The sequence below is a fragment of the Pseudomonas sp. RIT-To-2 genome (assembly GCF_029623465.1).
GTDB lineage: Bacteria > Pseudomonadota > Gammaproteobacteria > Pseudomonadales > Pseudomonadaceae > Aquipseudomonas > Aquipseudomonas silvicola.
Genome location: NZ_JAPYKM010000018.1, coordinates 16,461 through 42,344 on the forward strand (window position 1 = coordinate 16,461; position 25,884 = coordinate 42,344).

13 protein-coding genes, 1 other RNA gene and 1 pseudogene are annotated in these 25,884 nt (G+C 54.9%); 9 read left to right on the plus strand and 6 right to left on the minus strand.

Translation table 11 applies throughout. From position 1 onward, the window contains the following. Nucleotides 1-315 precede the first annotated feature (315 nt). From drmD to QBK88_RS17205, 3 genes are read left to right on the plus strand one after another with little or no spacing between them, the layout of a single operon-like run. Nucleotides 316-3,582: a DISARM system SNF2-like helicase DrmD gene (gene drmD / locus QBK88_RS17195; RefSeq protein WP_277962977.1), complete on the plus strand. Its 3,267-nt coding sequence runs from the start codon at nt 316-318 to the stop codon at nt 3,580-3,582. Further along, on the plus strand, nt 3,579-8,660 hold the full coding sequence (locus QBK88_RS17200; RefSeq protein WP_277962978.1) for an Eco57I restriction-modification methylase domain-containing protein: 5,082 nt from the start codon (nt 3,579-3,581) through the stop codon (nt 8,658-8,660). Before drmD ends, QBK88_RS17200 begins: the two co-directional genes overlap by 4 nt. Next, on the plus strand, nt 8,660-14,611 hold the full coding sequence (locus QBK88_RS17205) for a DEAD/DEAH box helicase (RefSeq protein ID WP_277962979.1): 5,952 nt from the start codon (nt 8,660-8,662) through the stop codon (nt 14,609-14,611). The genes QBK88_RS17200 and QBK88_RS17205 overlap by 1 nt, the downstream gene beginning before the upstream one ends. Nucleotides 14,612-14,728: 117 nt before the next feature. On the opposite strand, the gene QBK88_RS17210 is transcribed toward QBK88_RS17205, so the two are convergent. Then, nucleotides 14,729-14,911: a hypothetical protein gene (locus tag QBK88_RS17210; protein WP_277962980.1), complete on the minus strand. Its 183-nt coding sequence runs from the start codon at nt 14,909-14,911 to the stop codon at nt 14,729-14,731. Between the two features lie 53 nt (nt 14,912-14,964). Between QBK88_RS17210 and tnpC the strand changes: the two are divergent. The 4 genes and pseudogenes from tnpC to QBK88_RS17230 all read left to right on the plus strand — a co-directional run. Next, nucleotides 14,965-16,176: pseudogene (tnpC, locus tag QBK88_RS17215) on the plus strand (IS66 family transposase); the annotation flags it as partial. Nucleotides 16,177-16,953: 777 nt separating this feature from the next. Further along, complete coding sequence (locus tag QBK88_RS17220) at nt 16,954-19,056, plus strand: GNAT family N-acetyltransferase (RefSeq protein ID WP_277962981.1); 2,103 nt, start codon at nt 16,954-16,956, stop codon at nt 19,054-19,056. Continuing rightward, entirely contained in the window at nt 19,049-19,474 is a 426-nt protein-coding gene (locus QBK88_RS17225; RefSeq protein ID WP_277962982.1) for a hypothetical protein, read from the plus strand. Before QBK88_RS17220 ends, QBK88_RS17225 begins: the two co-directional genes overlap by 8 nt. An 83-nt stretch (nt 19,475-19,557) precedes the next feature. Beyond that, entirely contained in the window at nt 19,558-20,001 is a 444-nt protein-coding gene (locus QBK88_RS17230) for a hypothetical protein (protein ID WP_277962983.1), read from the plus strand. Between the two features lie 411 nt (nt 20,002-20,412). On the opposite strand, the gene QBK88_RS17235 is transcribed toward QBK88_RS17230, so the two are convergent. Continuing rightward, nucleotides 20,413-20,697 (minus strand): hypothetical protein, encoded by a 285-nt coding sequence (locus QBK88_RS17235; protein ID WP_277962984.1) that lies wholly within the window; start codon nt 20,695-20,697, stop codon nt 20,413-20,415. Then, nucleotides 20,694-21,674 carry an integrase domain-containing protein gene (locus QBK88_RS17240; protein ID WP_277962985.1) on the minus strand — a complete coding sequence of 327 codons (981 nt, stop codon included), beginning with the start codon at nt 21,672-21,674 and terminating at the stop codon, nt 20,694-20,696. Before QBK88_RS17240 ends, QBK88_RS17235 begins: the two co-directional genes overlap by 4 nt. A gap of 724 nt (nt 21,675-22,398) precedes the next feature. On the opposite strand from QBK88_RS17240, the gene QBK88_RS17245 reads away from it, so the two are divergent. Beyond that, entirely contained in the window at nt 22,399-23,505 is a 1,107-nt protein-coding gene (locus QBK88_RS17245; protein ID WP_277962986.1) for an endonuclease NucS domain-containing protein, read from the plus strand. Between the two features lie 426 nt (nt 23,506-23,931). Then, complete coding sequence (locus tag QBK88_RS17250) at nt 23,932-24,297, plus strand: DUF6124 family protein (protein WP_245217815.1); 366 nt, start codon at nt 23,932-23,934, stop codon at nt 24,295-24,297. Between the two features lie 239 nt (nt 24,298-24,536). On the opposite strand, the gene QBK88_RS17255 is transcribed toward QBK88_RS17250, so the two are convergent. The 3 genes from QBK88_RS17255 to QBK88_RS17265 form a co-directional block, all read right to left on the minus strand. Further along, nucleotides 24,537-24,791 carry a hypothetical protein gene (locus tag QBK88_RS17255; protein ID WP_158153873.1) on the minus strand — a complete coding sequence of 85 codons (255 nt, stop codon included), beginning with the start codon at nt 24,789-24,791 and terminating at the stop codon, nt 24,537-24,539. A 92-nt stretch (nt 24,792-24,883) separates the two neighbouring features. Further along, nucleotides 24,884-25,275: a transfer-messenger RNA gene (gene ssrA / locus QBK88_RS17260) on the minus strand. Between the two features lie 92 nt (nt 25,276-25,367). Next, nucleotides 25,368-25,649, minus strand: a complete 282-nt coding sequence (locus QBK88_RS17265) for a hypothetical protein (RefSeq protein ID WP_277962987.1) — start codon at nt 25,647-25,649, stop codon at nt 25,368-25,370. Between the last annotated feature and the right edge of the window lie 235 nt (nt 25,650-25,884).

Consider the following 25,884-nt stretch of genomic DNA (forward strand, 5'->3'; position numbering starts at 1 on the left):
CCGCAATTTGAGCTCGATGACGCCCATGCCAACTACGCCCTCGGACTGCAGAGCGGCATGCGCATCAGCCTTATCTGTACAGGCGGAGGTGATGTGGCAAAACGCCGATGTCCAAGGATTGCGCCCCGGCCAACTGAAAGCAGATCTAAAGCTCAACAAGTAGGTTCTGGCTCGATTCGCTTCAGACGGTTAAAGTTCGTCATCTGCATTAATCGTATCTTTCTATGGCTATTAAGATTTCTCGCGATCAGAGCCCAAAAATCCAGTCAATTGATAGCCTTTCTGCCGTCTCAAAATTAATCGAACGGAATCCCGATGAACAATTCAGACACAGCGGCCAGCCACGTGCCCCGTGTTGGCATGCTCGCCACTGTCCGGAACCGCCGCGGTGTGATCTCCTCCGTTGAGCCCTTCAGTGACAGTAAGACCTCTGCGTTGCTGCACCTGGTTACCATCGAGTTCAGCGATGCCGATGGTGATGCAGAAGAATCGCTTCTATGGGAGCGTGAGCGCGGTCCGGTGGTATTGGAGCCGAATGCTCTGCCTAAAGTCGATCGCGAAGCCCCGATGCAGCAGGATGAGTTTCTGGCTCTGCAGCGTGCCGCTCGATGGAGCGCCCTTACTCCGTTCTTATCTGCAAGTGATCTACATGAGCGCTCGGAGCCAGTGCCTACTGCTCCGGTATATGGTGCGGTCAGCGTTGATGACTTCCAGCTCGTACCCCTGGCGCGGGCCATGCGCATGCCACGTGTGTCTCTACTGCTAGCCGATGATGTGGGTTTGGGGAAAACCGTCGAAGCCGGTCTGATTCTGGCTGAGCTTATCCGCAAGCGTCGTATCCGCCGGGTGCTGATCATTACTCCTGCGGCATTGCGTACCCAGTGGCAGCAGGAGATGGAGGAGAAATTCTCCCTCGGCTTCGATATTGTCGACAAGGCCGCCACCCACAAGCTGCAGAAAGAGATGGGACTGGATGCAAACCCCTGGCGTGCACTGCAGCGCATCATCACGTCCTACCACTACTTGCGCCAGCCTGATGTGCTGGAGCAATTCATCGCCAATTGCGAATCCATTAAACAACGTGGCGGAGCACAGCTGCCTTGGGATCTGTTGATCGTCGATGAAGCCCACAACCTGATGCCGTCCAATTTCGGTGAGGACAGCGATCTGGCCAAAATGCTGCGGCTACTTACGCCGTATTTTGAGCACCGCCTGTTCCTGACTGCCACGCCTCACAATGGCCATACCCGCTGTTTCTCGGGCCTGTTGCAGCAGCTTGATCCGGTCCGTTTCACTCAAACGCCGGACTTTACCGACAAAGAGCGCAAGATGATCGGCGATGTGTTGATCCGCCGACTGAAAAGCGAGATCAACGATCAGGATCGTCAGGCCGGGCGAGTGCCGCGGTTTGCCAAGCGCTATCTGGAGCCGCTGCCGCTTTATATGTTCAAACCGGAGCAGGAGCTGGCGGCTGCCGTTCGCAAGTTTTGCACGCAGTTGAAAGTCATCATTCGCACCGCTCCAGAAGCACGCATGGTGCTCAACTTCGCAATCGAAATTCTGCGCAAGCGCCTCTTGTCCTGCCCAGTGGCTTTTGCCGACAGCTGGTTGCGTTTCAAGGAGGGCTTGGCCGCCAAAGAGGCGCTTCAGGCTACTGAGGTCGCGGCGGCCCGCCGCGCCAGTGAAGAAGATATCGATGATGACCAGGAGCGTGAGAGCCGCAGCCGGCATGCCGCTCAGGTTGTTGGCGCCTGGATGCATCCCTATGTGGATGTATTGCAGCCCGAGATTGATGCAATTGATGCTGCGCTGAAGTCTTTGGGTCTCGACAAGCAACCCGTTGTTCAAGCCAAGCCTAAATCTGATGCCCGCTTTGATCGCCTGCGTGAGCTGATCGGAAAAGAACTGCGTAACGCAGAGCAGTGGAAAGTCGATGAGCGCCTGATCATTTTCACCGAGTACAAGACCACACTCGATTACCTGGTCAACCGGTTGAAAGCAGAATATGGGGCGGACCTCGGTAGCATCTGTCAGCTCTATGGCGGCATGCATGAGGAGGAGCGCGAGGCGGTTAAACGCGCCTTCAACGATCCGGACGCACCGGTACGCATTCTGGTCGCGACCGATGCTGCCTCAGAAGGACTTAACCTGCAGCACACCGCCCGTTTGTTGATGCATTACGAGATCCCGTGGAACCCATCGCGTCTTGAACAGCGTAACGGCCGTATCGATCGTCACGGCCAATCTCGGGATGTCACCATCTTTCACTTCACCAGCGAAGATGACAGCGACCTGCAGTTCGTTGCCCGTGTACTCAGTAAGGTCAACGACATCCGTGAGGATCTGGGCTCGGTAGGTGAGTTGTTCGATGCCGCTTTCCAGCGTCGAATGATGGAGATGAATGAAGGTCATGATGTGCTAGGTGATCTCGATCATCAGATAATCATCCGTAGAAGTGCTACCGAAGACGCTCAGGTACGCACCCAGGAGCGAGGTGAGGACGAAAAGCAGCGCCTTCAGCAACTCTTGGCAGATCTTGATCTGAGCCCTGAAACGCTCAAAGACACACTCGGCGTCGCTATGAGCCTAGGTGCCTCGCGCGAAGTGCTCGATGGCCCGGATGCCAAGGGGCGCATGCGCGTGCGAACACCGCTACCTATGCGTTGGCAGGCAGTGGTTGATGACAGCCTGCGTTTACCTTCGCAAAGAGGTATCAGCGGCGCCATGCCTTGGCTGGTGTTCGACAACCACTTCTTTATCCACAACGTCAATGGACGCCCTGTCTTCCGTCCATCTCCAGATACGGTGCTCTTGCACCTGGGACATCCATTGCTACGTCAGTCGCTCAATGCCTTTGCGCGTCTGCGTTTTCCAGGTGGCCAGGCAGACTTTCAGCCGCCGAGCCGGTGGCTGGTAACGCGTGGTCAGGTGCCGGCCGGTGTCGAGGCGTTGGTGTTGTTCACCGTAGAAGAAATGGCAGTCAACAACTTGCGCGAAACCCTTCATCACTGGACCCGCACCCTGGTTTTGCCAGTGAGCAACAACGCGTTGGGTGAGCCCTTGTCCTATCGCGGGCCGCACCATGGTTTGCTGGCAGAGCAAAGCGCTGTCGACGTAGCTGCTGCGCGTGAGCTATGGGACGAGGTTGAAGACGATGTCAGGGCACTGTTGAGCAATTACCGAGCTGAGCTGACTCAGAGCCTTCGTGGTCAACTCAAGATCGCGTACGAGCAAGCGAAGGAGCATGAGAAAGAAGCTTTCGAGCAACGCATTCGTGAAGTTGCCGCGCTGCAAAAAGCGCAGAGCATCGAGAAGTTGAAGCGAGAGATCGAAGAGCAGCGCATTGCCAGCATCCAGCATCAACTGTTCGACGATGCCGATGCGCTGGCGGAAAAGCGTCTGCGTGATCTGGAGGATGAGCTCAAACGTCGTCAGACCCAGTTCGGTGATCTGCAGGAACGCTTGAGCGAAGAGAAACGTCGGATTTTGGAGCAGGTGCTACCTCGTCGCTTTGATCTGCGTGGTGAAGCCCAAGTCTTCCCGGTCACCATTGAAATTCGTTTTCCGGAGGTTCGGGCATGAGTCTTCACGCAGAAGGATGGGCGCAACTTAAGCACGGCGGCCTATTGATTTCTCCGTCCAAACTGGATGAGTTTTTTCCACGTGCCGCGGCGGAGATGTCCGATTATCAGGCTGAGAAGCTCCGTCGAGCACTCACAGCCTTTGACGGCAGTAATGAAAGTCTGAGCAGTCTGCTGGATTACATTCTGCAGGATCTTTCGGACCTGCCTGCTGATGAATGGCAAAAGGCCCAGGGCTTGGATAGCCGTTGGGCAATACGGAGTTTCACCGGCGCCCAGATTAAACCGCGTCGCCTGTGGCTGGGGCCTAACGGCGAGACTCTAGCCGTGTTCGTGCCTGATGATGGCGGCTCACGCCAGTTTGCAAGCCGATTGGGAGTAGGGCGTTCACGGCAGTTGTTGGGCCGCGTGGTGGAATGGCTGCGCCGTACCGGGCAGGCGCTGGCGCTGGTCACCAATGGTCGCCAATGGCGACTGGTGCACGCCGGTGCCGATTACGACTCTTGGTGTGAATGGGATATCGATCTTTGGTTCAACGAAGGTCAGCCATCTGCTCAGACCATAGTCTGGCGCACCCTGCTCAATCGCAACACGCTGCTGGCGGAGCAGGGCCAAAGCCAATTCCTGCAGGCCATCAGTGCCTCCCGTAAGGGACAGGCTGAGCTCTCCAACGTACTGGGTGAGCGCGTTCGCCAGGGTGTAGAGGAGCTGATCACCGCTTCCCATATCGCCATCGAGCAGGCACAACAGCAAGGGCAGGCTCACGATTACAAGGATCTATACGTTGCAGGTTCGCGCATCATCATGCGCTGCATCATCACCCTGTTTGCTGAAGCCCGTGGGCTGATGCCTGTCGACAACCCGATTTACCAGCAGGCTTACAGCCTGGAGGGGCTGCGTCATCAACTGGATCGCCGTGCTGGTGGCCGGGGCAACGAACGCCTGAGCCAGGGCCGTAGTGCCTGGCCGCGCCTTATCGGGCTGTTCAACCTGATCTACGAGGGCTCTGCTCATGAGCGCCTTACCGTACCACAGTATGGTGGCGCCCTTTTCGAGTCGGGCAATCCGTCCAGCGACGATGGTATTTCCCGTGCGCTCGCGTTGCTGGAAAGTCATCATAACCTGGTCAGCGACCTTCAGGTTCACAAACTGCTGCGCCTGCTGACCCGGACCAAGATGAAGGTGCGTCAGGGCCGCAGCAGTCGCTGGGTGGATGCGCCGGTGGATTTTTCTACTCTGTCCTCGGAATACATCGGCATCCTCTACGAAGGCCTACTCGACTTTGAGTTGAAACAGGCAGCTGAGAATGACCCGGTGATCTTCCTCGCCGTTGGTAATCAGCCAGCTCTGACTTTATCGCAGCTGGACGCCATGGAGGATAAGGACATTAAGCAGCTGTTTGAGGCTTTGAAGAAAAAGGATAAAGCCGGTGACGACAGCGACGAAGAAGGTGAAGACGACTCAGAAGAAGCTGTCGACATCGATGACGGCGAAGACAGCGCCGACGAAGATGTTGAATCCAGCGAAGCCGGAAGCGAAGAAAGCACAAGCGCTAGCGACGACAGCGGTGAAGGGCTGACCATCAGTGAAGATCACCTGCTGCGCGCCAATGCTTGGCTGCAACGTGCTGCGCAGATTGCCGGACTGGTGAAAAAGCCCCGTGGACGCAAAGCCAAAACTATTGGCGATGAAGCAGCTCAGGCACTGGAGAGGGCCGGCAAGCAGTTGTGTGCTCGAATGGTTACGCCCGGCCAGTTTTTCCTGGTGCGTTGGGGCGGCACCCGTAAAGGTGCGGGCACCTTTTACACTCGCCCGCAACTGGCCGCACCCACTGTGCGTCGTACCCTGCAGCCGTTGGCCTATGAAACCGTGCGTACAGAAACTGACCCGCGCACCGGACTGGACGCCGTATTGGACTGGGCGCCGAAAAAGCCCGAACAGATTCTGGCCTTGAAGGTCTGCGATCCAGCCATGGGCTCCGGCTCCTTCCTGGCAGGAGCACTGCGTTACCTCACCGAAGCCCTGACCCAGTCGCTATTCCATCACAAACTGATCGAGCGCAGTGAAGACGGCGGTGTGCCGCGTATGGCTGACGGCAAACTGGCCGAACTGCTTAGTGATGAGCTGACCAAGCTCAACCCCAAGGATGATGCTTTTGAAGAAGCGCTACGCTCCCAACTCAAGCGTCACATTGTGGAAAACTGCCTGTACGGCGTAGATCTCGATCCACTGGCGGTAGAGCTGGGCCGTATGGCGCTGTGGGTGGAAACCATGGATCGTGATCTGCCCTTTGGCTTCCTAGATCACAAGCTTAAGGTCGGCAACGCCCTGGTCGGTGCCTGGTTCGATACCTACCGCGATTACCCGGCTATGGCTTGGGAGCGGGAGGGCGGTGACAAGGACTACCAGAAGAACAAGCCGGACAACCTGATCAACCACTGGTACGAAGATGCAAAGGGCAAGCGCAAGGGCGATGTGTTTACCGATGCGATCAAGGCGCGAGCCAAAGTCGTGCCTGAACAATTGCAGGCGCTGCTCAGCGGTCAGCTGACGCTGGACGGAGGGCTGGATGCTGGCAGTGTGCACGACGAGCTGCTCAAGGTGTTCCGCAAGCTGCACCGCCTGCCGGTACACGAAAACGAGAAACGCGCCGAAGTCTATCGCAACGAGGTGTTGAATAACCCCCACTACCACGCCCTGAAAGCGCGTATGGATCTTTGGTGCGCGCTGTGGTTCTGGCCCGGTGAGCTAATCGAGCAGGCACCGCTGCCACGTGATTTTGCTAAACCAAACGAGCAGGTTCTGACCCTCGCGGCTGACCTGGCGCGCCGGCAACGGTTCTTCCACTGGGAGCTGGAGTTCCCGGATGTTTTCACCGCCACGCAGGACGGCTTTGATGTGTTGTTGGGTAACCCGCCGTGGGAAATCCAGAAGCCAAATTCCAAGGAGTTCTTCTCCAACCACGATCCGCTTTACCGAGCCTATGGGAAACAGGATGCCCTGGCCAAACAGCTGAACTATTTCCGTGTCCGCCCGCAACTGGAGCATGACTGGATATCCTACAACGCCAACCTGAAGGGTATGTCCAACTGGGCGAAGTACGTGGGTAAGCCCTTTGGTGATCGCGTCACCGAAGACAAAAACGGCAAGAAGAAGAAACATGACTTGAATCTGGGCAGTGGCCGTAACAGCTTCGAGTCCTCAGCCGCTGTACACAAAAAATGGCTGCAGCAACGTAAGAAGCACAAGGGCTTTGCCGATACTGCGCACCCCTTCCTGTATCAGGGCTCGGCCGACCTCAACACCTATAAGCTGTTCCTTGAGCAGAGCCATGCCTTGCTGCGAAGTCAGGGACGGCTGGGCATGATCGTGCCCAGTGGTATCTACACCGACAAGGGCACCACCGACCTGCGCGAGCTGTTCCTCGGCCAGTGCGACTGGCAGTGGCTGTTTGGTTTCGAGAATCGCGAGAAGGTGTTTGATATCGACTCGCGCTTCAAATTTTGCCCGCTGATTGTGCAGAAGGGCGGCGAGACGAAAGCTATCCGCGCCGCCTTTATGCACCGCAATGTGGACGACTGGGAGCAGGCTGAGCGCCATGTGCTGGCCTACCCGCGGGCGCGGGTTGAGGAGTTTTCGCCTTACTCCAAGGCCATCCTGGAGATCCGCAGCGAGCAGGATCTGTGCGTGCTGCAAAAGATCTACGCCAGTGGTGTGTTGCTGGGCGACCAGAGCGAAAGCGGTTGGGGCATCAAGTACGCCACCGAATTCCATATGACCAACGATTCCAAGCTCTTCCCACCAAGACCCAGGTGGGAGGAGAAGGGTTATCGACCTGACGAGTATGGTCATTGGCTGAAAGGTCACTGGCACGATTACAGCGGCCCGCAGCACATTCTGGATCGTGAGCCGGGGCTTGTGCTGTCGCGGGATGGGCAGCAAGCGCTGCGGGTCGAGGAGATTGAAGGTGTGGCGTTGCCGCTCTATGAAGGGCGGATGATTGGGCAGTTCGATTTCAGTGAAAAAGGCTGGGTGAGTGGTAAAGGCCGCTCGGCCCTATGGCGTGATATTCCGTTCGAAGAAAAGATCATTGATCCACAGTTCCTAATGAGCTATGCAGACTACGTCTGCGCTGCTGACAAGAACGGAAATCCGAAAACTGCTCGTGGCCTGAAGCCCTGCTATATGGACGTTGGTTCTGCCACTAACTCAAGAACCATGATTTCCTCTGCTGTGTGGGATTTCCCGTGTGGTAACAAGGTCCCGCTATTGATCCCAAATAAAGGGGAGGCAGCTGGACTCGCACTTGTTGCTTGTCTAGATTCTTTTGTGTTCGATTTTGCAATACGCAACAGGCTGGGCGGATTGACGATCAACTACTTTATTGCAGAAGAGTCACCACTACCTCCACTACAAAATGTACCAAAGCAGCTAGTAGAGGCAGCTCTCAGTCTGATTTCCGCAAGCAATCCAATTTATTCCCCAGTGCTGGATTCACTCGCACGCCCTTACGTTAGGGCTGCTATTACAGCGCATGAGCGCACAAGGCTGAGGGTTATTATTGACGCGGCACTATTCGCAATCGCTGGTCTGGACTGGGAGGGGGCTTGTCATATCCTCAAAGAATGTGATCTCCCAGTAGATGAGCTTTCTGGGGATGCAGCGAGAGCGCTGAATCCCAAAGGCTTTTGGCGTCTGGGCAAAGGGTTGCCCCCCGAGGTACGCCATACCGTCCTGTCGCTGATTGCTTTTCACGACCTACAGGATAAAGGTCTTCAGGCGTTCCTCGCTCAGAATGACGGCGAAGGCTGGATGCTCCCCGAGCAGCTGCGTCTGGCCGACTTCGGTCTAGGCCATGATGACCGTGCGCAGCACTATCAGCCTGTAGCCTCGTGCCTTGGTCCGCGTTTCTTCGATTGGCAGCTCAGCGAAGATGCCGAGCACTTCTGGCAGGAATGCGCAGCACATGCCGAGCTGATCCGTCGTATTGTGCCGCTGCCACAGCCAGAGCAAGCCGGCGACGTCGCCGAAGCTCAGGCGACTTTTAAAACAGAATCACCGCAGGGAGCACTGTTCTGATGCTGAACCCCATTACCTATACCGAAGACGTGGTCAGCGACTTTCTGCGCTACCAGCTCAGCACGTATGCCTTTGCTGACGAAAATCTCTACCAACAGATGCGCGAACTGCTCAATCTGGAGCACACCCGCAATACGCCCTTGTTGAAGGGGCCGTTTATTTCGTTGTCGCGCACCTTTATGAAAGGTGCCAGCCTGGAACAACTGGTTAAGGAAGGCGTGCTGCATTCGCATATTCGACAGTTGTCTCCTTACCCGGGTGCCTACCTGCATCAGGAAAAGGCCTTCCGTTCCATCAAAGCCGGTCGGACCACGTTGGTGGCGACCGGTACCGGCTCGGGCAAGACGGAATCCTTCCTGCTGCCAATTATCAGTCGTTGTCTACAATTGCGTGATGATGGCGCCGAGGCGGGGGTAACGGCGGTGATCGTTTACCCCATGAACGCCCTTGCCGAAGACCAGCTGCAGCGGATGCGCGAGCTGCTGGTCGGTACGGGGGTCACCTTCGGCATGTACGTTGGCAAAACACCACGCACGGAGGCGGATATCAATGGCGTGCGATTGGCACCGGGTAGTACGGTGACCGATTACCGCAGCAAGCTGCAGCAGATGCAGCAGCAGAAAGTAGACGTAGCCCTGCATCCGGCAGAGGAACGGGTGAGTCGCGAAGCCATGCGTACCCCTGGCCAGCAACCGCGCATTCTGCTTACCAACGTCAAACAGCTGGAGCTACTACTGACTCGCCAGCAGGATCTGGAGTTGTTTGACAACGCCCTTTTGGAGTTCATGGTCTTCGATGAGGCGCATACCTTTACTGGTGCCGGCGGTGCCGAAACCGCCTGCCTGATTCGCCGTTTGCGTGCCTATTGCGGCAAGGACGAAAATAGCACCACCTGTGTCGCCACCTCCGCCACCATTGCTGACCCGCGCCGCGGTATCGAAGCCGGCCGCGAGTTTGCTAGTCGCTTCTTTGGCGTTGATGGCCAAAATGTCGAGCTGATCGGCGAAGCCTACGAAGAGGATATCTGGGGCGAGCCGCGCACTGTCAGCGCGCCCTTCAATGGCGATCAGGCCATGCAGCTGAAAACCGTGCTGGAAATGCTCGGCACATTGGACCGAGCCGAGGTAGAACCCGCTGACCTGCAGGCATTCCGCATCTGGTTCCAGACCACCAGCGGCATTCGCATGGCCGGTGACAACTGGCGTGAGGCGCTGAACCAGTGGCTCAGCCATAACGAGGTGGTGTTTCAAATCGCCGATGTGCTGCGCCGTGCGCGAGCCGTGGCTACCTTGTTGGAAGAGTTGAACGACAAACTGGGACGCCCGATCACCGAAGAGGAAATCCTGATCTGGCTGGCCCTGGGGGCTGCGGCCCGTAATGGTGACCGGCCGTTGCTGCGCCCAGTGGTACACGGCTTTGTGCGCGGTGTCAGCGGCGCAGTGGTGACCTTTGAAGAAGGGCAAGGGCAGCTGGGGCGACTGTGGCTGTCGGCTGAGGATGCACTAGCTGCGACTGAAGGGCGTGATCCTGAACTGAAAACCTTCCCACTGTCGAGCTGCACGACCTGTGGCCAGCACTACTTCGAGCATGGGCTGGAGGATTTCGATTACACCGGTGATGCGCCTGGCGGTGGCTCCGCAGAGGGCAAGAGTCGTGTTTGGCGTGCCCAGGACATTCCGTTGGGGGGCGTACGTGCGGTTTCACTGGATCATCAGGTTGGCTCCGATGGTGAGGAGGAACCCTCGCGTACTGAGGTGCTCTTCGTCTGCCGTTATTGCGGCACCACACATGACCGGCAGGGTCCTGAATGTATTGGTTGTGGCCGCAACAAGACCTTTAAGGCATTGCACTTCGTACAGCAAAAGGAAGAACACATTGGCCGTTTGACCCGCTGTGTATCATGCGGCGCTCATGGCCGCCGGGTAAGCGGCAGCTACCGTGAGCCGGCCCGTCCAGTACGCGCGACGGGCGTGGCGGATGTGCATGTGCTGGCCCAGAGCATGATCCACCGTGCCGAGCGCAAGCGCCTGCTGGTGTTCGCAGACAACCGCCAGGATGCCGCTTTCCAGGCGGGCTGGATGCAGGATCGCTCCCGTCGTTATCGCCTCAGGGAATTGATCTACAAAAAGCTGCGCGAAGGCGCCGTCTCGGTCGGTGATCTGGTGTTGTGGCTGGACAAGTTTCTGGATGCAGATGATGAGTTGTCGCGGGCGTTGATCCCGGAGGTTTGGCGAGTCGAACCCAAATCGGAAACCAGCCTGGCGCATGCCGAGGAACGCAAGTGGTTTTTGCGCGCCCAGGTGCTGCGTGAGCTGACCTTGGGGGCGCGCCAAAGCACCGGTCTGGAGCCGTTGGGGCGTTTGAAGATCCAGTATCTGGGGCTGGATGAAGCACTTCCGGTTATTCAGAAGTGGGCAAGGGCGTTGGGCTGCTCACCGGCTGACTTGCGCGACGGCATTGCCTCGCTGTTGGATGCCGCCCGGTCCCGGCGCATGCTGTATGACCCTGTCACCCGCATGTTTTCCAAATTCTGGCTGGACGGTGAGAAGGAAGTGCTGCGCGGTTATCTGCCGATCATGCGTGGCGTACCTGAGGGCTTGGTGTTTGAGCGCGATGGTCAGCACGACAAAGGGCGTATTAAGCAGTGGTTCAGCACTTACGACAGTTCTGCCAAACAGGCTGCTGTGAGTTGGGGAGTGAATCCCGATCACGTTCAGTCTTTTCTGGATGATGTTTGGCGCCTCTGTACCGATGAACTGGAGTTGCTGACGCATGTGCAGTTCAAGGGCGCCCGCGGCAAGAACTTGCCAGGCTGTCACGCCGCCACCCAGGTGCATGTGGATCACATGATGCTGGTGCCTGCGTCAGGCATGTATCGCTGCCAGACCTGCCGACGCTTGCATGCCCGGGTCAACCCGGGTATGACCTGTATGGCCTGGCGTTGTAGTGGCAAGCTGGTATTCGAGGCCGAGAATCCAGACAACTACGACCTGCTGCTGCTGGATCAAGAGTTTTCTATGCTCCGTGCCCGCGAGCACTCTGCGCAGATTCCAGGGCCGGAGCGTGAACGCATCGAAAACGCCTTCAAGGGCGAGAGCGAGCGGATCAACACGCTAGTGTGTACGCCCACGCTTGAGATGGGCGTGAACATTGGTTCGCTGGATGCAGTTTTGATGCGCAACGTACCGCCCCTACCGGCCAATTACTGGCAGCGGGCTGGTCGTGCCGGGCGTCAGTTCCGCATGGCGCTGGATCTGACCTATGCACGCACAACCAGTCATGACCGAGCTTATTTCAATGAACCGCTGAAGATGCTCGAGGGGTTGGTGGAGCCTCCCAGCTTCAACCTGTGCAACCCCGTCATGGTGGCCAAGCATGTGAATGCCACGGTACTGACCACGCTGCTGCAGATGCTGCGTAGTAACTGTCTGCCAGGACAACAGGCTGCTGCGCTGCAGGAGGCCTTGTCTGCCTGCTTGCCACTTCAAATCAGACCCTATCTGTTTACCTCTGATGGCATGGTGAGGGTTGAGCCTCTACCGGTTGAAGCGCTGAGCCAGCAGATAGCGCAGCATAAAGCAGCACTCTTGAATGCGGTGATTAAAGCCTTCCACCAGGGGTGGCCGGCTAGTGACCGCGAGGTAGTAAGCCGTGGCCAGTTAGAGGTGCTCATTGGTAGTTTTGCTGAGCAGCTCCAGGGGGTAATCAATCGTCTATTCCAGCGCCTGCAGTGGGCTTTGGGGCAGTTGGAACGGTTGCGTAAGGTGGCCGCTGGCAAGGGCGCACTGGACGCCGATGAAGAGGCCTTGCGCGCCCGCTGCGAAAGGTTGGTAAAAAAACTAAAAGGCGAGGCCAAGCGCAATCGTAGCCAGGCAGAGGGTTTTGATGACACCAATACCTATGGCGTATTAGCGGCTGAAGGCTTTTTGCCGGGTTATGGACTGGATACCGGTGCGGTTACCCTGACCCATGTAGCGCCTCGTCACAGCAGTGACATTAGTGATTGGGAGTTACGCCGTAACACTGCGCTGGCTGTTCGCGAATATGTGCCTGGAAACCTGATTTATGCCAATGCTCACAAATTTGTGCCACGTCACTTCCATCTAATCCCGGAAGAGCCTCTGGTATTTGCTGTGGATGTGGCAAGTGAGTCAGTCCAGGAAACTGGCCCGAACACTAAGGCTGGCAGTGAAGCCAGCTCCATGTCGGTCACGCAAATTCCGGGTGTAGCGATATGCGATGTGGATGCCCCCCATCATTCCTATATTTCGGACGATGAAGACTATCGCTTCCAGATGGCGGTGGCAGTCTTTGCTCAAGACCAGGGGCGGCACTCCGGCGGTAAAGTCTATGAGTGGGGCAAAGCGCAGTTGCAACTGAAGCATGGCCTGCACATGCGTTTGGTGAATGTTGGCGCGGCTTCGCAAGTGCGATCCGGGGCGTTGCTGGGTTATCCGCTTTGTCTGGTGTGTGGTGCTAGCCGCTCGGCCATGAGCAGCCAGCAGGAGCTGGATAAGTTCAATGAGCACCATATCGAGCGCTGCGGCCGCCCCGTTCAGACCATCGCTTTCTACGCAGAGGTGGTAGCCGACGCACTAGTACTGCAGGACTGCGCCTCCCAGGAAACGGCCTACAGCGTCATGGAGTCTCTGCGTCAAGGAGCAGCCGACGTTCTGGATATGGAGATATCCGATCTCCAGGTACAGGTGATAGGCAAACCGGGGAGTGAGTCGGTAGATGCGTTGCTGTATGACCCCATGCCGGGTGGCTCGGGCCTGCTGGAGCAGTTGCTTGAGCACTGGCCGGATGTGGTGAGTGCGGCAAGGCGCTTGGCCGAGGAGTGTCCGTCTGCCTGTGAGTCGTCCTGTGTGGACTGTCTCCAGCATTTCCGCAACACTTTCTATCATGACAAACTGAATCGCCATACCGCGCTTGAAGTGTTCAACGACTGGGGGAGCACCCTGAACTTTGCCCATGAATTGGCGCCTGTTTTGCCGGATGAAACACTGACTCAGCAACCGGGTAATCCCCCTGAGCAACAGCTAGTGGCAATGCTGAAGGCGGCAGGCATGGCTGCGTTTGAGACTGAGCGACCGATTCAGCTATCCGGTGGCATCACGACCCGTCCGGACGTGTATTTTCACGAGCCCAACGATCAGTACGAGGGCGTTTGCATCTATTTAGATGGCATGAGCGAGCACCTGCACGGCAATGCCCTAACAGCCACCAAGGATCGTCAGATCCGTCAGGAGTTGCTGAACAAAGATTACGAGGTGATCGAAATCCAGTTCCAGGAGCTGTATGACAAGACTGTGATGCGTGAGCACATGCGCCGCATTGCGCGAGCAGTGATCGGCAAGGCGAAGGCCAAGGAGTTGGCTGCTAGTGATGACTGGTTTAATTCTGCAAGCAGCTCAGTGGTTGGTGTGGCTGTATCCAGTGCCAAAGTATTGCCATTCAAGACCGTAACCTCGAATGAGGCAGGCTTTGTACCCTATCAGGGCTGCGTACCATTGGTTGGCCTGCAGGTCGCTGCTGGAGCCTGGAGTAAGGAGCAGGACGGATTACTTGAGTTGGCCGAATATGCTGAAAACTGGGTCGTGCTGGATAACGGCAAGTCGGAGCCTGGCATGTTTGTGGCCCAGGTGCTCGGTCGATCCATGGAGCCCCTGGTGCCTGATGGTAGTTACTGCCTGTTCCGACCGCTGCCGGCTGGTACTCGGCAGGGCCGGAAGTTGCTCATCTGGCATGCAGGCGTGGCAGATACTGAGACCGGTGGGGAGTACACCTTGAAAGTCTACTCCAGCGGAAAAACTACGTCTGATAACGGCGAATGGCAGCACGAGCGGATAACGCTCAAGCCGCTAAATCCTGAGTATGAGCCCTTGGTTCTTGAGCCTGAGGAAGAGGGTATGGTTATTGCCGTCGCCGAGTTTTTAAGGGTGCTGTAAAGCAGTGGTTTGAAAAGCTGCAGAAAAAATTAACGTCTCGATAAAGCGGGACGACAAAAGAAAATCACCTGACGGTCGCATGGGTAGCCTTGCTGCTACCCATGCGTTCCAAGGTTCCTATTGATGTGCTGACTTTGAATCTCTAGCCAGTCGGTTGAAAATCCAGCAGGCCAGCAGCACCACGATCAGCAGCGGTGGAAAGCGCACCATCAGAACCACCAGCAGTAATATTGCCAGGTAGCCAGCAAAAATGCCGGCAAACACGAATACTGCGGTGAGTGTGCGTAGCAGCAGCTTCATATTGTCTCCTTACAGGTAGCCTTGATCAGCCAGCGACACACAGCCGTCACTTCCACGAACTGCCCGAGCACGAACTGACCTGCGCCTGCGGTTGCCGTAAACACAGCATTGGTGAGGAAATCAGCGAGCAGCTTGAGATCGTGCCAATGCAAATCCGAGTGATCAAGCATGTGCGCAAGATCTACGGTTGCCGCGACTGCGAAGCCGCCCCGGTCACCGCGGACAAGCCCGCTTAATTGATTGAAAAGAGCATGGCCAGCCCCAGCGTTCTGGCGATGCTGCTGACCACAAAATATGTAGACGGTTTGCCGCTTCACCGCTTTGAAAAAGTACTGGGCCGCCACGGCATCGATATCCCTCGCCAGACCTTGGCTCGCTGGGTTATCCAGTGCGGCGAGCACATGCAACCGCTGCTGAATCTGATGCGCGACAGCCTGCTGGCCAGTCGCGTCATCCACTGCGATGAAACGCGGGTGCAGGTGCTGAATGAACCTGACCGCGAGCCAGAGAGCCAGTCGTGGATGTGGGTGCAAACTGGCGGTCCACCGGATAAGCCGGTCATCCTTTTTGATTACTCCACCAGCCGAGCGCAGGAAGTGCCTACACGCCTGCTCGATGGCTATCGTGGCTACGTCATGACCGATGATTATGCCGGTTACAACGCACTGGGCGCCCAAGCAGGAGTTGAGCGTTTGGGATGCTGGGCCCATGCTCGTCGCAAGTTCGTTGAAGCACAGAAAGTGCAACCCAAAGGTAAAACGGGGCGCGCGGACATCGCGCTGAATCTGATCAACAAGCTCTACGGGATCGAACGCGATCTCAAAGACTGCGCTGACGCTGAACGCAAGATCGGTCGTCGCGAACGAAGCCTGCCAGTACTGGCTCAGTTGAAAAGCTGGATCGACAAGACGCAGCCACAGGTCACTGCTCAGAATGCCCTGGGCAAAGCCATTCGTTACCTCGCAAGTAACTGGAGCAAGCTGGAGCCATACGTCGAGGAAGGCTACCTGCCACTCGACAACAACGCCGCGGAACGCGCGATTCGCCCGTTCGTGATCGGAAGAAAGAACTGGTTGTTCAGCGATACGCCCAAGGGCGCGAAGGCCAGTGCTCAACTTTACAGCCTGGTTGAGACTGCCAAAGCCAACGGGCAAGAGCCCTATGCGTGGCTGCGCCACGCACTGGAGCGCTTGCCAACGGCAATATCGGTTGAAGATTACGAAGCCTTGCTGCCGTGGAACTGCTCGCCCGCATCGGGTAGCTGAGCGCACCACTCACCTTGAGTTCGGTGGGGTTTATGGAGCGCTTACCGTCATCCCGCCAAGAATGCTGAGTGTTATCAGGGATCAAGGCCCCTGCGACCTGTGAGGGTGTCCACTGACGCGGGACTGGCGGTTCCTTACGACCAGGAGCAAGGGCATCTTATGATCTGGCCTCCTGAGCACCGATAGCGGTGGGCGGGAGGAGGCTGCACTGGGTGACGAGACCAGCGCCGCGAGATCTTGAGCCGGGTGCAAGCAACACTGCGATGACCGGGGCATGCTTGACTGTCAGTCAAGTGCAGCCTGATAAGGGCTGCGGCACCATCATCTCTATCGCTGTTGCAGGTGACGCGGCACCAGGAGTCAAAAGGCACTTTAAAGTGTTGCGTTTAAAGGATTTAATATTTTATATTGTCTCGCTTTATTCCTAAGTCTACCTTTAATTTTTATACTTTATTCAATGGCATCGTTTACGGCTATGCTGAACCTCTTAGTTGCGCTACTCGTCTTCAGGTACTCCTCCGTCCTGTAGTTTGTATTGCTCGCTGTTCAATTTTCAGAGTCAATATGGTTGGAGGCTATAAAAATGGAAAGTCTAATAGGTGGCTTGTTCTCGGTTACCATTAGGGTAAATCTATATTTAAGTGCTACAGGTGGGTGTGAGCAAGTCAGAGATTAAAAAATCTATAGGCTTGTGCCTGAAGGTGCGTGAGAATTCTTCTGTTTTGTGATAGGATATCTTCGCCACCACTAAAAATTCAAAGAAGAGATTGGTTAGTAATGGATTACGTAATTTTAAAAGAGTTTGATGAAGTATTTCCCTATCTTAGCCAGATTTCAAAAATTGCCGACAATAATAAGTCTTCTTTTGGGTTCTTGGCTAATTCTGTATATGAGCAGATGGCATCTAAAGGTCAGCTATGGATATTGGTTGATGCGCAGTTGGATTTGAAAGGCTACCTAATGTTTGGTGGTACTATGCCAAGCGTGAAGGTATTTCAAATCTATTCTTGTCATACCGTTCGTGGCCTTAGGCTAGGGTCGCGATTGATTGATGAACTGAAAAAATTCGCTAGAGATAATGGATATCATTCGATAGTTGCGAGAGTTGCTTCAGATTTGCCGGCCAACGAGTTTTGGAAAAAGCTTGGGTTTCAGGTTCATAAACAAATCAGAGGCGGTGAAACTACAAAGCGGATAATAAATGTACGCGGTTTCTCAGTCCGAGATAATGATCTATTTGGTGGGTTGGCCTTGGAGTCAAAGGGTGTGAAACCGATAGGTCCTGTCCTTAGAAAGCAAACATTCGCATTGGATCTGAACCTCTTGCTAGACGTATCCAAAGGAAGGTCTGGTTATGAGAAGATAGTTAAAATAATGCAGGTTGGATTTCAAGGCGGTTTCTCCATCTGTATAACTCCAGAGTTTAAGGCTGAGCTGGAAAGGCAAGCTAGTAAGTTCTCAGACGATCCAGTTTTACGGCTGGCAGGAGCATTCCCGGAGTTAAAGGCCAATGCTGATTTGCAGGAAATATCAGATGCTTTAAGGCAGGAAATCTTTCCAGCACGAGCTGTTCATGGAAAATTTGCTTCAAATGACGAGTCTGATCTTAGGCACTTGGCTTATTGTATATCTGCGAAGATAGATGGATTTATCACGCGTGAGAAAGCATTATTGCGAGCTTGTAATAATATAAAATATAAATATGGATGTGCGATACTGTCGCCAGATGAGCTGATTACCGACGGTGGCACATTAGACACTAATAAGCCCTTAAACTCAGACTTTTCATTTTCAAGCTCTAATTTGACAGAAGAACTGAAAGATTTTTTAAGAAGCTTCATCATACCTGAACCTGTACGTTTGGCACTGGACACGATATCACCGACCACTAACGGACCAGTTTTATATGAGGCTAGGTTGGATGATGAGCTGTTTGGAGTATATTTTTTCCAAAATCCGGTTAAGTCAACTTCGCATGCTTTAGCTGCTTTGTTTTTGGATGAAAGTCTTCCTCAGTCAATTGCGGCAATTGACCATTTCGTTGAAATGGCGTTGAGATATAAATGCGCATTTCCATATCGCATAGATTTTTACATGGGAAATGACCAGGTTTTAACGTCAGATACGCTGGCCAAGAAAGGCTTTTTCAAGTCTACTGATCACTTCGTTAAAATAGTTAGTGACAGCTTTTTGGATCGTAAAAAATGGCCGGATTTCGCTAAAGCCATAAAAAAGCTGTGTGAGTTTAGCATTCCGGAAAATCTTCCGGTTAAGAAAGAGCTTCAGAATACTGGTGTGTTTGTCACTGATTCAAATAACGAGTCTCAAGTTTTTTCATGGTTTGATTTTGAAACTATTATTGGTCCAAGGTTTATTATTAGTGCTGACAGGGATTGCGTGATAGTCCCTATACGCGAAAATTTTGCGAACGGTTTAATTGGTAATGTAAAAAATCAGTTGTCGCTGCTTTCAAGTAATCAGCAAATATTTCTCCTTGAGAAGGCTTATTTTAGATCAACTGTCAAAGAGTCTTTTTTCTTGCGGGGTGGAATCATCGCTTTCTATGTCTCGGGAATGAAGAGCATTCAGGAGATTATAGGATTTGCTAGAATTACATTTTCAGGTGTCGTAAAGCTTGAAGATGCGGCGGTTAAGTTTGATCGGCAAGGTGTGCTTTCGAAGCAAGAATTATTCGAGATTAGTGATGGCGCTGGCAACATTCATGTGTTCACGTTTGACAATTTTATTGAGTTTGATCGACGAATTTCATTTTCAAGGGCAAAAGAGCTAGGCCTTATTAGTAATGCCAATCTGGTCTCGCCCGAGCGGATTGGCGTTGAAAAGCTCAAAGTTCTGATTAAAGAGGCCTATAATGATTGATGCTTTGCTATCTATTAAGCCTCAGCATGTGAGAAACATAAAGTCTGGCGCGAAGACTGTGGAGCTGCGGGTTAAGCCGATTAATCTACCAGTTGACTCTCGGCTTTGGATCTATACGACGCTTCCCGTAGGGGAAATTGGTCTACATGCGCAAATAGATTTTATAGAAAGCTCGACTCCAGAGGAGATCTGGAGTATTCATGGCAAAAGCATTTGCATTTCAAGAGAGGATTTTGATCGATATACTGATGGCAGAGAGCAGGTGACCGCTATAGGCTTGAAAAATGTGAATGTATTGGAGAGAGGAGTTTCTTTAGACTCTATTCGTAAGCAAGTTGGCCGCTTCAATCCGCCGCAGTTTTTTTTGAAGATTGCTCCAGGCAGCGCATTGCGGAAAATGTTGTTCAGCTTCATTTGAGTATTTGTCGCTGTGCGTACAAGCCACGCCCATCCTGGGGGTTATACATAAGTTGGTATCTATTTACAGTTAGCGGATTATCTATGGATCACTTAGAAATTCCAAGGCCCGAAGTATGGGAAGCGCGGCGCGAATGGTATGAAAGTCATATCTTTCACTATGAGGAACTTGGCAGCTATCTTGTCGGAGAACAAGCGTGCGCACTAATAAGTGACACTCAAGCCTGTTTCTGCACTGGCGCATGGGCTAGCGTAATCGTCATTTCTTTTGCCGTAATCGAAGCGCACATAAGAGAAACAAACCCAGGCTCTTCAAAAAAGCAATCGCACGTTCTTCTTGAGGAAAGAGGGTTCGGCGAACGAGTGCAAAGCGTACGAAAACTAAGAAACAGCTTGGTACACGCCAAGCGCGATGCGCCAGCACTAAGAGTGGATCAGCAATGGGATGAAAGAGAAAAATTGGAAGTCATTGCAAAGGAGGCAGTATCCATTATGTTTGAAATTTTTTACTCAAATCCTGGCACATAAGCCGCTAATAATACGCTCAACTACCACTAACCTCGTTCGCTGGAGCTTCCAAAGCTGTGCTTTTGGCCATCCGCTTTTCTTAATGGTTATGCATATTTAAAATGGAAAAATATAGCTATCCCAAAATACGCAGCAGTATTTGCTCTTGGGTTTATTGCAAACTCCAGCGGAGCGCTAAAAAGCATAGTGAGTATTCCGAACCTTCATAAGGAACTGAAAAGGTTTATTTTTAAGCGAAAATTCAATATCGAGAAAATTGTCAAACAATACCGAGTATCTTTTAGAGGCTGGGGAGCTAGGGCTCGCACATGACCAACCAAAAATAATAGTGTGCGGAAAAGGGGGCGGATTTATTTATTGGGCTGACAGTCTGCTTTGGGCTGCAATAGCTGTATGTCTTGAACATTAGGATCAGATTCCCTTCAGCTTGAAAACCCATGACGTTTGCAGACTTTGAGCGAGAAGCCGGATTGTCAGGAGGTAGTAATACCGTGTGGCCTCACTCCGTTGGCTTAGGTGATGTTCTAGAAACCAAGCCAGATGCTTTCTCTGCCAAGTCCAAGGTGTTACTCGCTGCCAGCGAGCTACGATTTCAGCCTGGATGATTTTTGCTTGGCGCAAATGGCGTTTCCGGGTCGCATGCGACCCTGTCAGCACGCCGGCCAAGAACACCTCCATATCGAATGTCCTACTCATGACTGACCTCCAATGTACGCGGCAACTACGTCAATCCGACCGTGTCCCAGCTCAGAGCTGATTTGCCTCCGAGCCACAAGATCAAGGTGCCTATTTACCTGGCAGCATTGGCCGCCGTTGATAGGCGCTCGGTGTTGGGTGATTTGCTCATAGCGCTCACATGCGTATGCTGCTCGTAGCTCATGGAGGCCTTTGAGGTTGTGTGCATGCAGGATGCCCCGCGCAGGGCGGATGATTTCTTGCAGAAGATTTAGGTAGCTTTCGTGTGGCGCAATGAGGTTGCGGCTACCTGCAGGCGACACCTGCCGTGCAAACCCAAGCGCGGTTTGAACATGTTCTTCCACCGCAATCCAGCGAGGTGCCTTGGCGCCGGCGCGGCCGCCTTTGGTGCCATCCTGAATGTTAATCCTGCCTAACTCTTTAGCCTCACGGCTCAGCCGTGGCAGGTCAGCTAGGATGGCCTCACGCAAACGCATGCCTGTGGCTCGCGCTAGCAGAACGATCGCGGCGGCGCGTTGCTGATGTTGGCGGCAAAGTGCATCGACGATCCGCGTAACCTGCTTGCGGTCCTGGCCCTGTGGCACAGACTGTCGGACCCCGGTGCGCTGCATACCCAACGCCTTGCTCGGACTTGGCACCTTCATGCACTGATCACCGCGAAGCGCCGTCATGGTCCTGTTAACGCTGGATAGCCGGTTTTGCGCGGTGTAGACGGCGAGGTCACCGCGCCTAACCACGTCACGCAGATACGCCGCATAGTCGGCCAACACCTTGCGATCAATCTGCCGCGCATCATTGATGCCGGGCCGCTGTTCGGAACGGCACCACCTTACGAATGCCAACCATCGATCACTGTGCGCCTTGACCGTGCCGTAATGGCCACCGCCAAACATGTCTTTCAGCGCCTGCGGTCCTGCGTAGCTCAATTGCCTGCCATAGCCGAAATTACGACCATTGCGTCTACCTACCAATGCCATGTCGGTCACCTCATCTGCCGTTTTCCGATCCTCGCCCCACGTCATCCCGCCAAGAATGTTGAGTGTTATCAGGGATCAAGGCCCCTGCGACCTGTGGGGATGTCCTCTAACGCGGGACTGGCGGCTCCTTACGTCCGGGAGCAAGGGCATCTCATGATCTGGCCTCCTGAGCACCGTTACCGATGGGCGGGTGGAGGCAGCACTCGCTGACGAGACCAGCGCCTGAAGATCCTGAGCCGGATGAACGCAGCAATGCGATGACCGGGGCATGCCTGACTGTCAGTCAGGTGCAGTCCATTCCTTGGTCTGCGGCACCATCATCTACATCGCTGTAGCTAGTGACATGGCGTTTGTCACGCCGATTGTCACGAGGGGAGTTGCCGCAAAGCCGTATGCGATCTGGGCTGCAGCAGTGTTAGAAGCGCCCGTCTCTTTCCAGAAGATAGAGACGGGCACAGGTTGGCGCAAGATTCGGCCAAGCGGATAGGTTGCTGCAGGGCGGCGAGGTACGGTGTAGCTGGCGCTCGAGGGCCAAGAGATTAGAGGGCATCCATCACCGGGGAGGTGACCGGGCGAGCTGCCGGGTACGAATCGCCCTTGGGGAGAACCACTGCGGAGCGGCGTGACCTTTAAGGTTCGGCTCTGACGAGCCCGAAGAGCACCTATCAAAGTCTCTCCCATCCATGCTTCACTACCGCCCACCATAGCGCTCAAGGAATGCTCCGTGCCCATCAAAACCGACGTTTGGACCGTTGGCTCTGCACCAAAAAAGCTGTACCAAAGCAAATTGCCAAGTGAGCAGCTTTTAGAGGAAATGATCGTCAACTCGCCAAGCATTCTGTCCGAAGAATGGATGCTCATAGGCCGGCAAGAACTTACAGATGCGGGTGGGCGCATCGACCTGCTAGCTGTCGCCCCTGACGGCAGCCTTGTGCTGATAGAGCTCAAACGAGACCGTACGCCTCGCGAGGTGGTTGCTCAAACACTCGATTACGCTGCCTGGGTCGATGGTCTAACGGAAAGCGATATCGCTGCGATTTATCAACGTTTCCGTCCAGGGCAAAGCCTCTCGGTCGACTTCCAAACACGTTTTGGCCGTGTGCTGGATGACGATGAGCTGAATGCCAGCCATCAGTTGATAATCGTCGCTACAGAGTTGGATGCGAGTAGCGAGCGGATCGTGCAATACCTCAGCAAGCGCGACATTCCGATCAATGTGCTCTGCTTCCAGGTCTTTCAGGCAGGCGAGCAGCAATTGCTGAGTAGGTCTTGGTTGCTCGATCCGGTGCAGACCCAGGTGAATGCCGCGTCTGCCAGCCAAGGTCTGAGTGAGCCTTGGAATGGCGAGTTTTACTGCTCATTTGGAGACTCGGTTTCACGCTCATGGGCCGATGCCGTGGAGTTCGGGTTCATATCCGGCGGTGGAGGTTCCTGGTACAGCAAGACGCTCCAGCTGTTGTCTGCGGAGGATCGTGTGTGGATCAATATTCCCCAGCAAGGTTATGTGGGGGTCGGTCGCGTGCTCGGCCCTGCGGTCGCAGCAAACGAATTCAGGGTGATGAAGGATGGCGAGGAGCGGCCGGTAATGGAAGTCGCAGTCCGCGCGGACTATCACGCTGAATTCATTGATGACCCTGAGCACTGCGAATATTTCGTCCCAGTCCAGTGGCTACAAACCGTACCGGTTAGCCAGGCGGTTCGTGAGATTGGGATGTTCGGGAATCAGAATACGGTTTGCCGGCCCAAGACGCCGAAATGGAGAGCAACCATCGAGCGATTGAAGGAGCGCTTCCCTCATTTCGATGATATCGCCGCTAGTCAGGTTGTGTAGTGGCGGCCAGGCTTTGGGGTCGATTCAAGGTCGCGTATCATCCAGCGGCGCTTTAACCAGCTCACGCTCGGGAAAATTCCTAGGACGTTTCCCACAACCTCTGCGATAATCGCCTTACAGCTTCAAAAGAATTCCGAAATGTTTCGATAATTTGCGTTTTTTGTTCCCGCTTGCACTGGCTTTTCTGTACGGCTACTCTCAGTCCGCCGCTGCTCATCAGCGGCCGGGTTTAGTCGCTCGAGTCTTCCAGGTAAGCCAATGCTGTCTGTTGATGCCCAGCATCAGCAGCGCTGCTTTATGGCAGCCGTCACAGGGCACTTCGGTGCGCTGGGTTTCCTGGATCCCGGTCGACTAACCTGTGAACGGCTGCCACCTATTCGTTTAGTCGCGAACGGTGGTGGTCCTGATTTTTCCAGGAGATACGCCATGTTCAAACCGGTCCCCGATCCCCCCGATTCAACTTCACCACCGTTACCACCCGAAGCCTTCGCCGCTGAAGGTAAATCCCCATACCCCGATCCCATCCTGTTAAGCCACCACTTCACCGCCCACCACGCCTTCGGCCCGTGCGTCGGCGACATGCCCATCTTCGCCGTGCGCGAGGGCATGCCGTTGGAGGAGGTGTTGGTTCAGGCCAGTTCATATCTGCGTAGCGCCAGTGCGGGTGCTGCCGAGCTGGTGGAGAACTGCCCGGAGGAGTGGCGGGCGTTGGCTCGCAATGTTGAGCATGTGAGTGAGATTGCTCGGGCGTTGGTAGAGGCGGCGGTGGCGGGCTTGCCTCGGGCGGGGTAGGTCGGTTCTTGCGCTGTGGCTGTAGAGGTTTTCTGTTGTGAGGTTGGGGGGAGTTCGGGAGGTGATCGTCGCGTTTGGCTGAAATGCGCGGTGGTCTTTTCTCGAGCTTCGCCCGGTCCCACAAGGGGGGATGCTCGCTGGGGTGGTGCTGGCTGTGTTCGCGCTATGAGCAGGGGCGGCTGGATGTGGCGTTGACGGTGAGCGGGCCGCGGTTGGCTTTGACGCGGCCAGGTCCGCTGCTACGGGCGTGGGGCGGTGGGGAGTTCTTGTAGTCGGGCTTGTACGGCATCATCGAAGATGATGTACAGGGTTTCCACGTCGGCGGGCTTTACCTTTCGCCCGCTTTCGAGCTCGCCGATCAGGGCGATCTGCATTTCCGCTTCGCGCTCCAGATCCGCCCGCGTACTCGCCGCATTCAACGCGCGAACCAGGTCATCGATCTGGTTGCGTACAGGCTTGGCAAGCTTCAACAGGTCCAGTCGTTCTTGGAGCATGGGTGCGATCTCTGGCGGGAATGAAGGGGCAGTAAAACCCCGGAAACAAAAAAAGGCACCCGCTAGAGGTGCCTTTTTCGTGACGCTTTGTTTGGTGGAGCCGGGGGGATTTGAACCCCCGTCCGCCAGTACTCCGCTGTCGGTTCTACATGCTTAGCCGTGTCTACTAGGTTAACCCTCGGCCGCCCGACGGGCAGGGTGCTTCAGGCGAGTTGTGTAAGTTTTAGGCGCTTCGTCCACAACGTACTAGGCGACGATTCTGTTCTATATGACAATCGCTTCGAGTTTACAGACATCCTCTAACGATTGCTGGAGCCGAAGCTACCAGAAGGGAAGGCTAGCGCCGCTTACGCAGCGAGAGCGAATTCCCCGTAATTGTCATCATTGGCAATTATAAAGTTTGCAACAGTGGATTTACGAGTTCTGTTACCCACTCGGCATGCACCTAAAGTTTCGTTACCGGCGTCGAATCCTAATCGGCCCCGCTTTCTGCTCTAGCCTGCCCGCGTGAACGGGCAAGGCGTTCAGTTTACGACAAAACGTGGCAAGAGTCGACCGCTTGTCGTTGACGGCGTGTTACTGGGTCTTGCCGTCGGTGTTGGTGGCCTTTTCGTATTCCTGCAGCACGCGGGTGGACAGGGCGATGCAGGTCTTTTTGTCGCCGCTGGCCTGGGCGGCTTGGGCTTTCTGGATGTCTTCCTTGTTGCTTTCCATGATCTGCGCCGAGGCGCTGCCAGCGGTTTTGTCCTGGTCGTCGATTTTCTGCAGGTTCGCGGCGCACAGGTCGTCGGCGGCGAAGGCGTGGGACGTCAGCAGGGCGGTGGCGATGCACAGGCCGGAGAGGGTAAGACGTTTCATGGGAAAACCTCCTGAACAGGGGGAAGACTCGGCTGCGCAGGGGCTCGGTGCCGAGTGGACGGTGAGCCTTTTCACAGGCCATGAAAGATGGACTTTGGGGCTGTGAAGGGGTTCGAAATATTTGCGCGCGGATAGTCTGAAAAACCTATTTCAATTGCAACTGAATACTTCGGAGTGAGAGGTGGCTGGTTCCCGAGCTTCGCCCGGTCCTACCAGGGCTGCGGTGGCTGGTTCC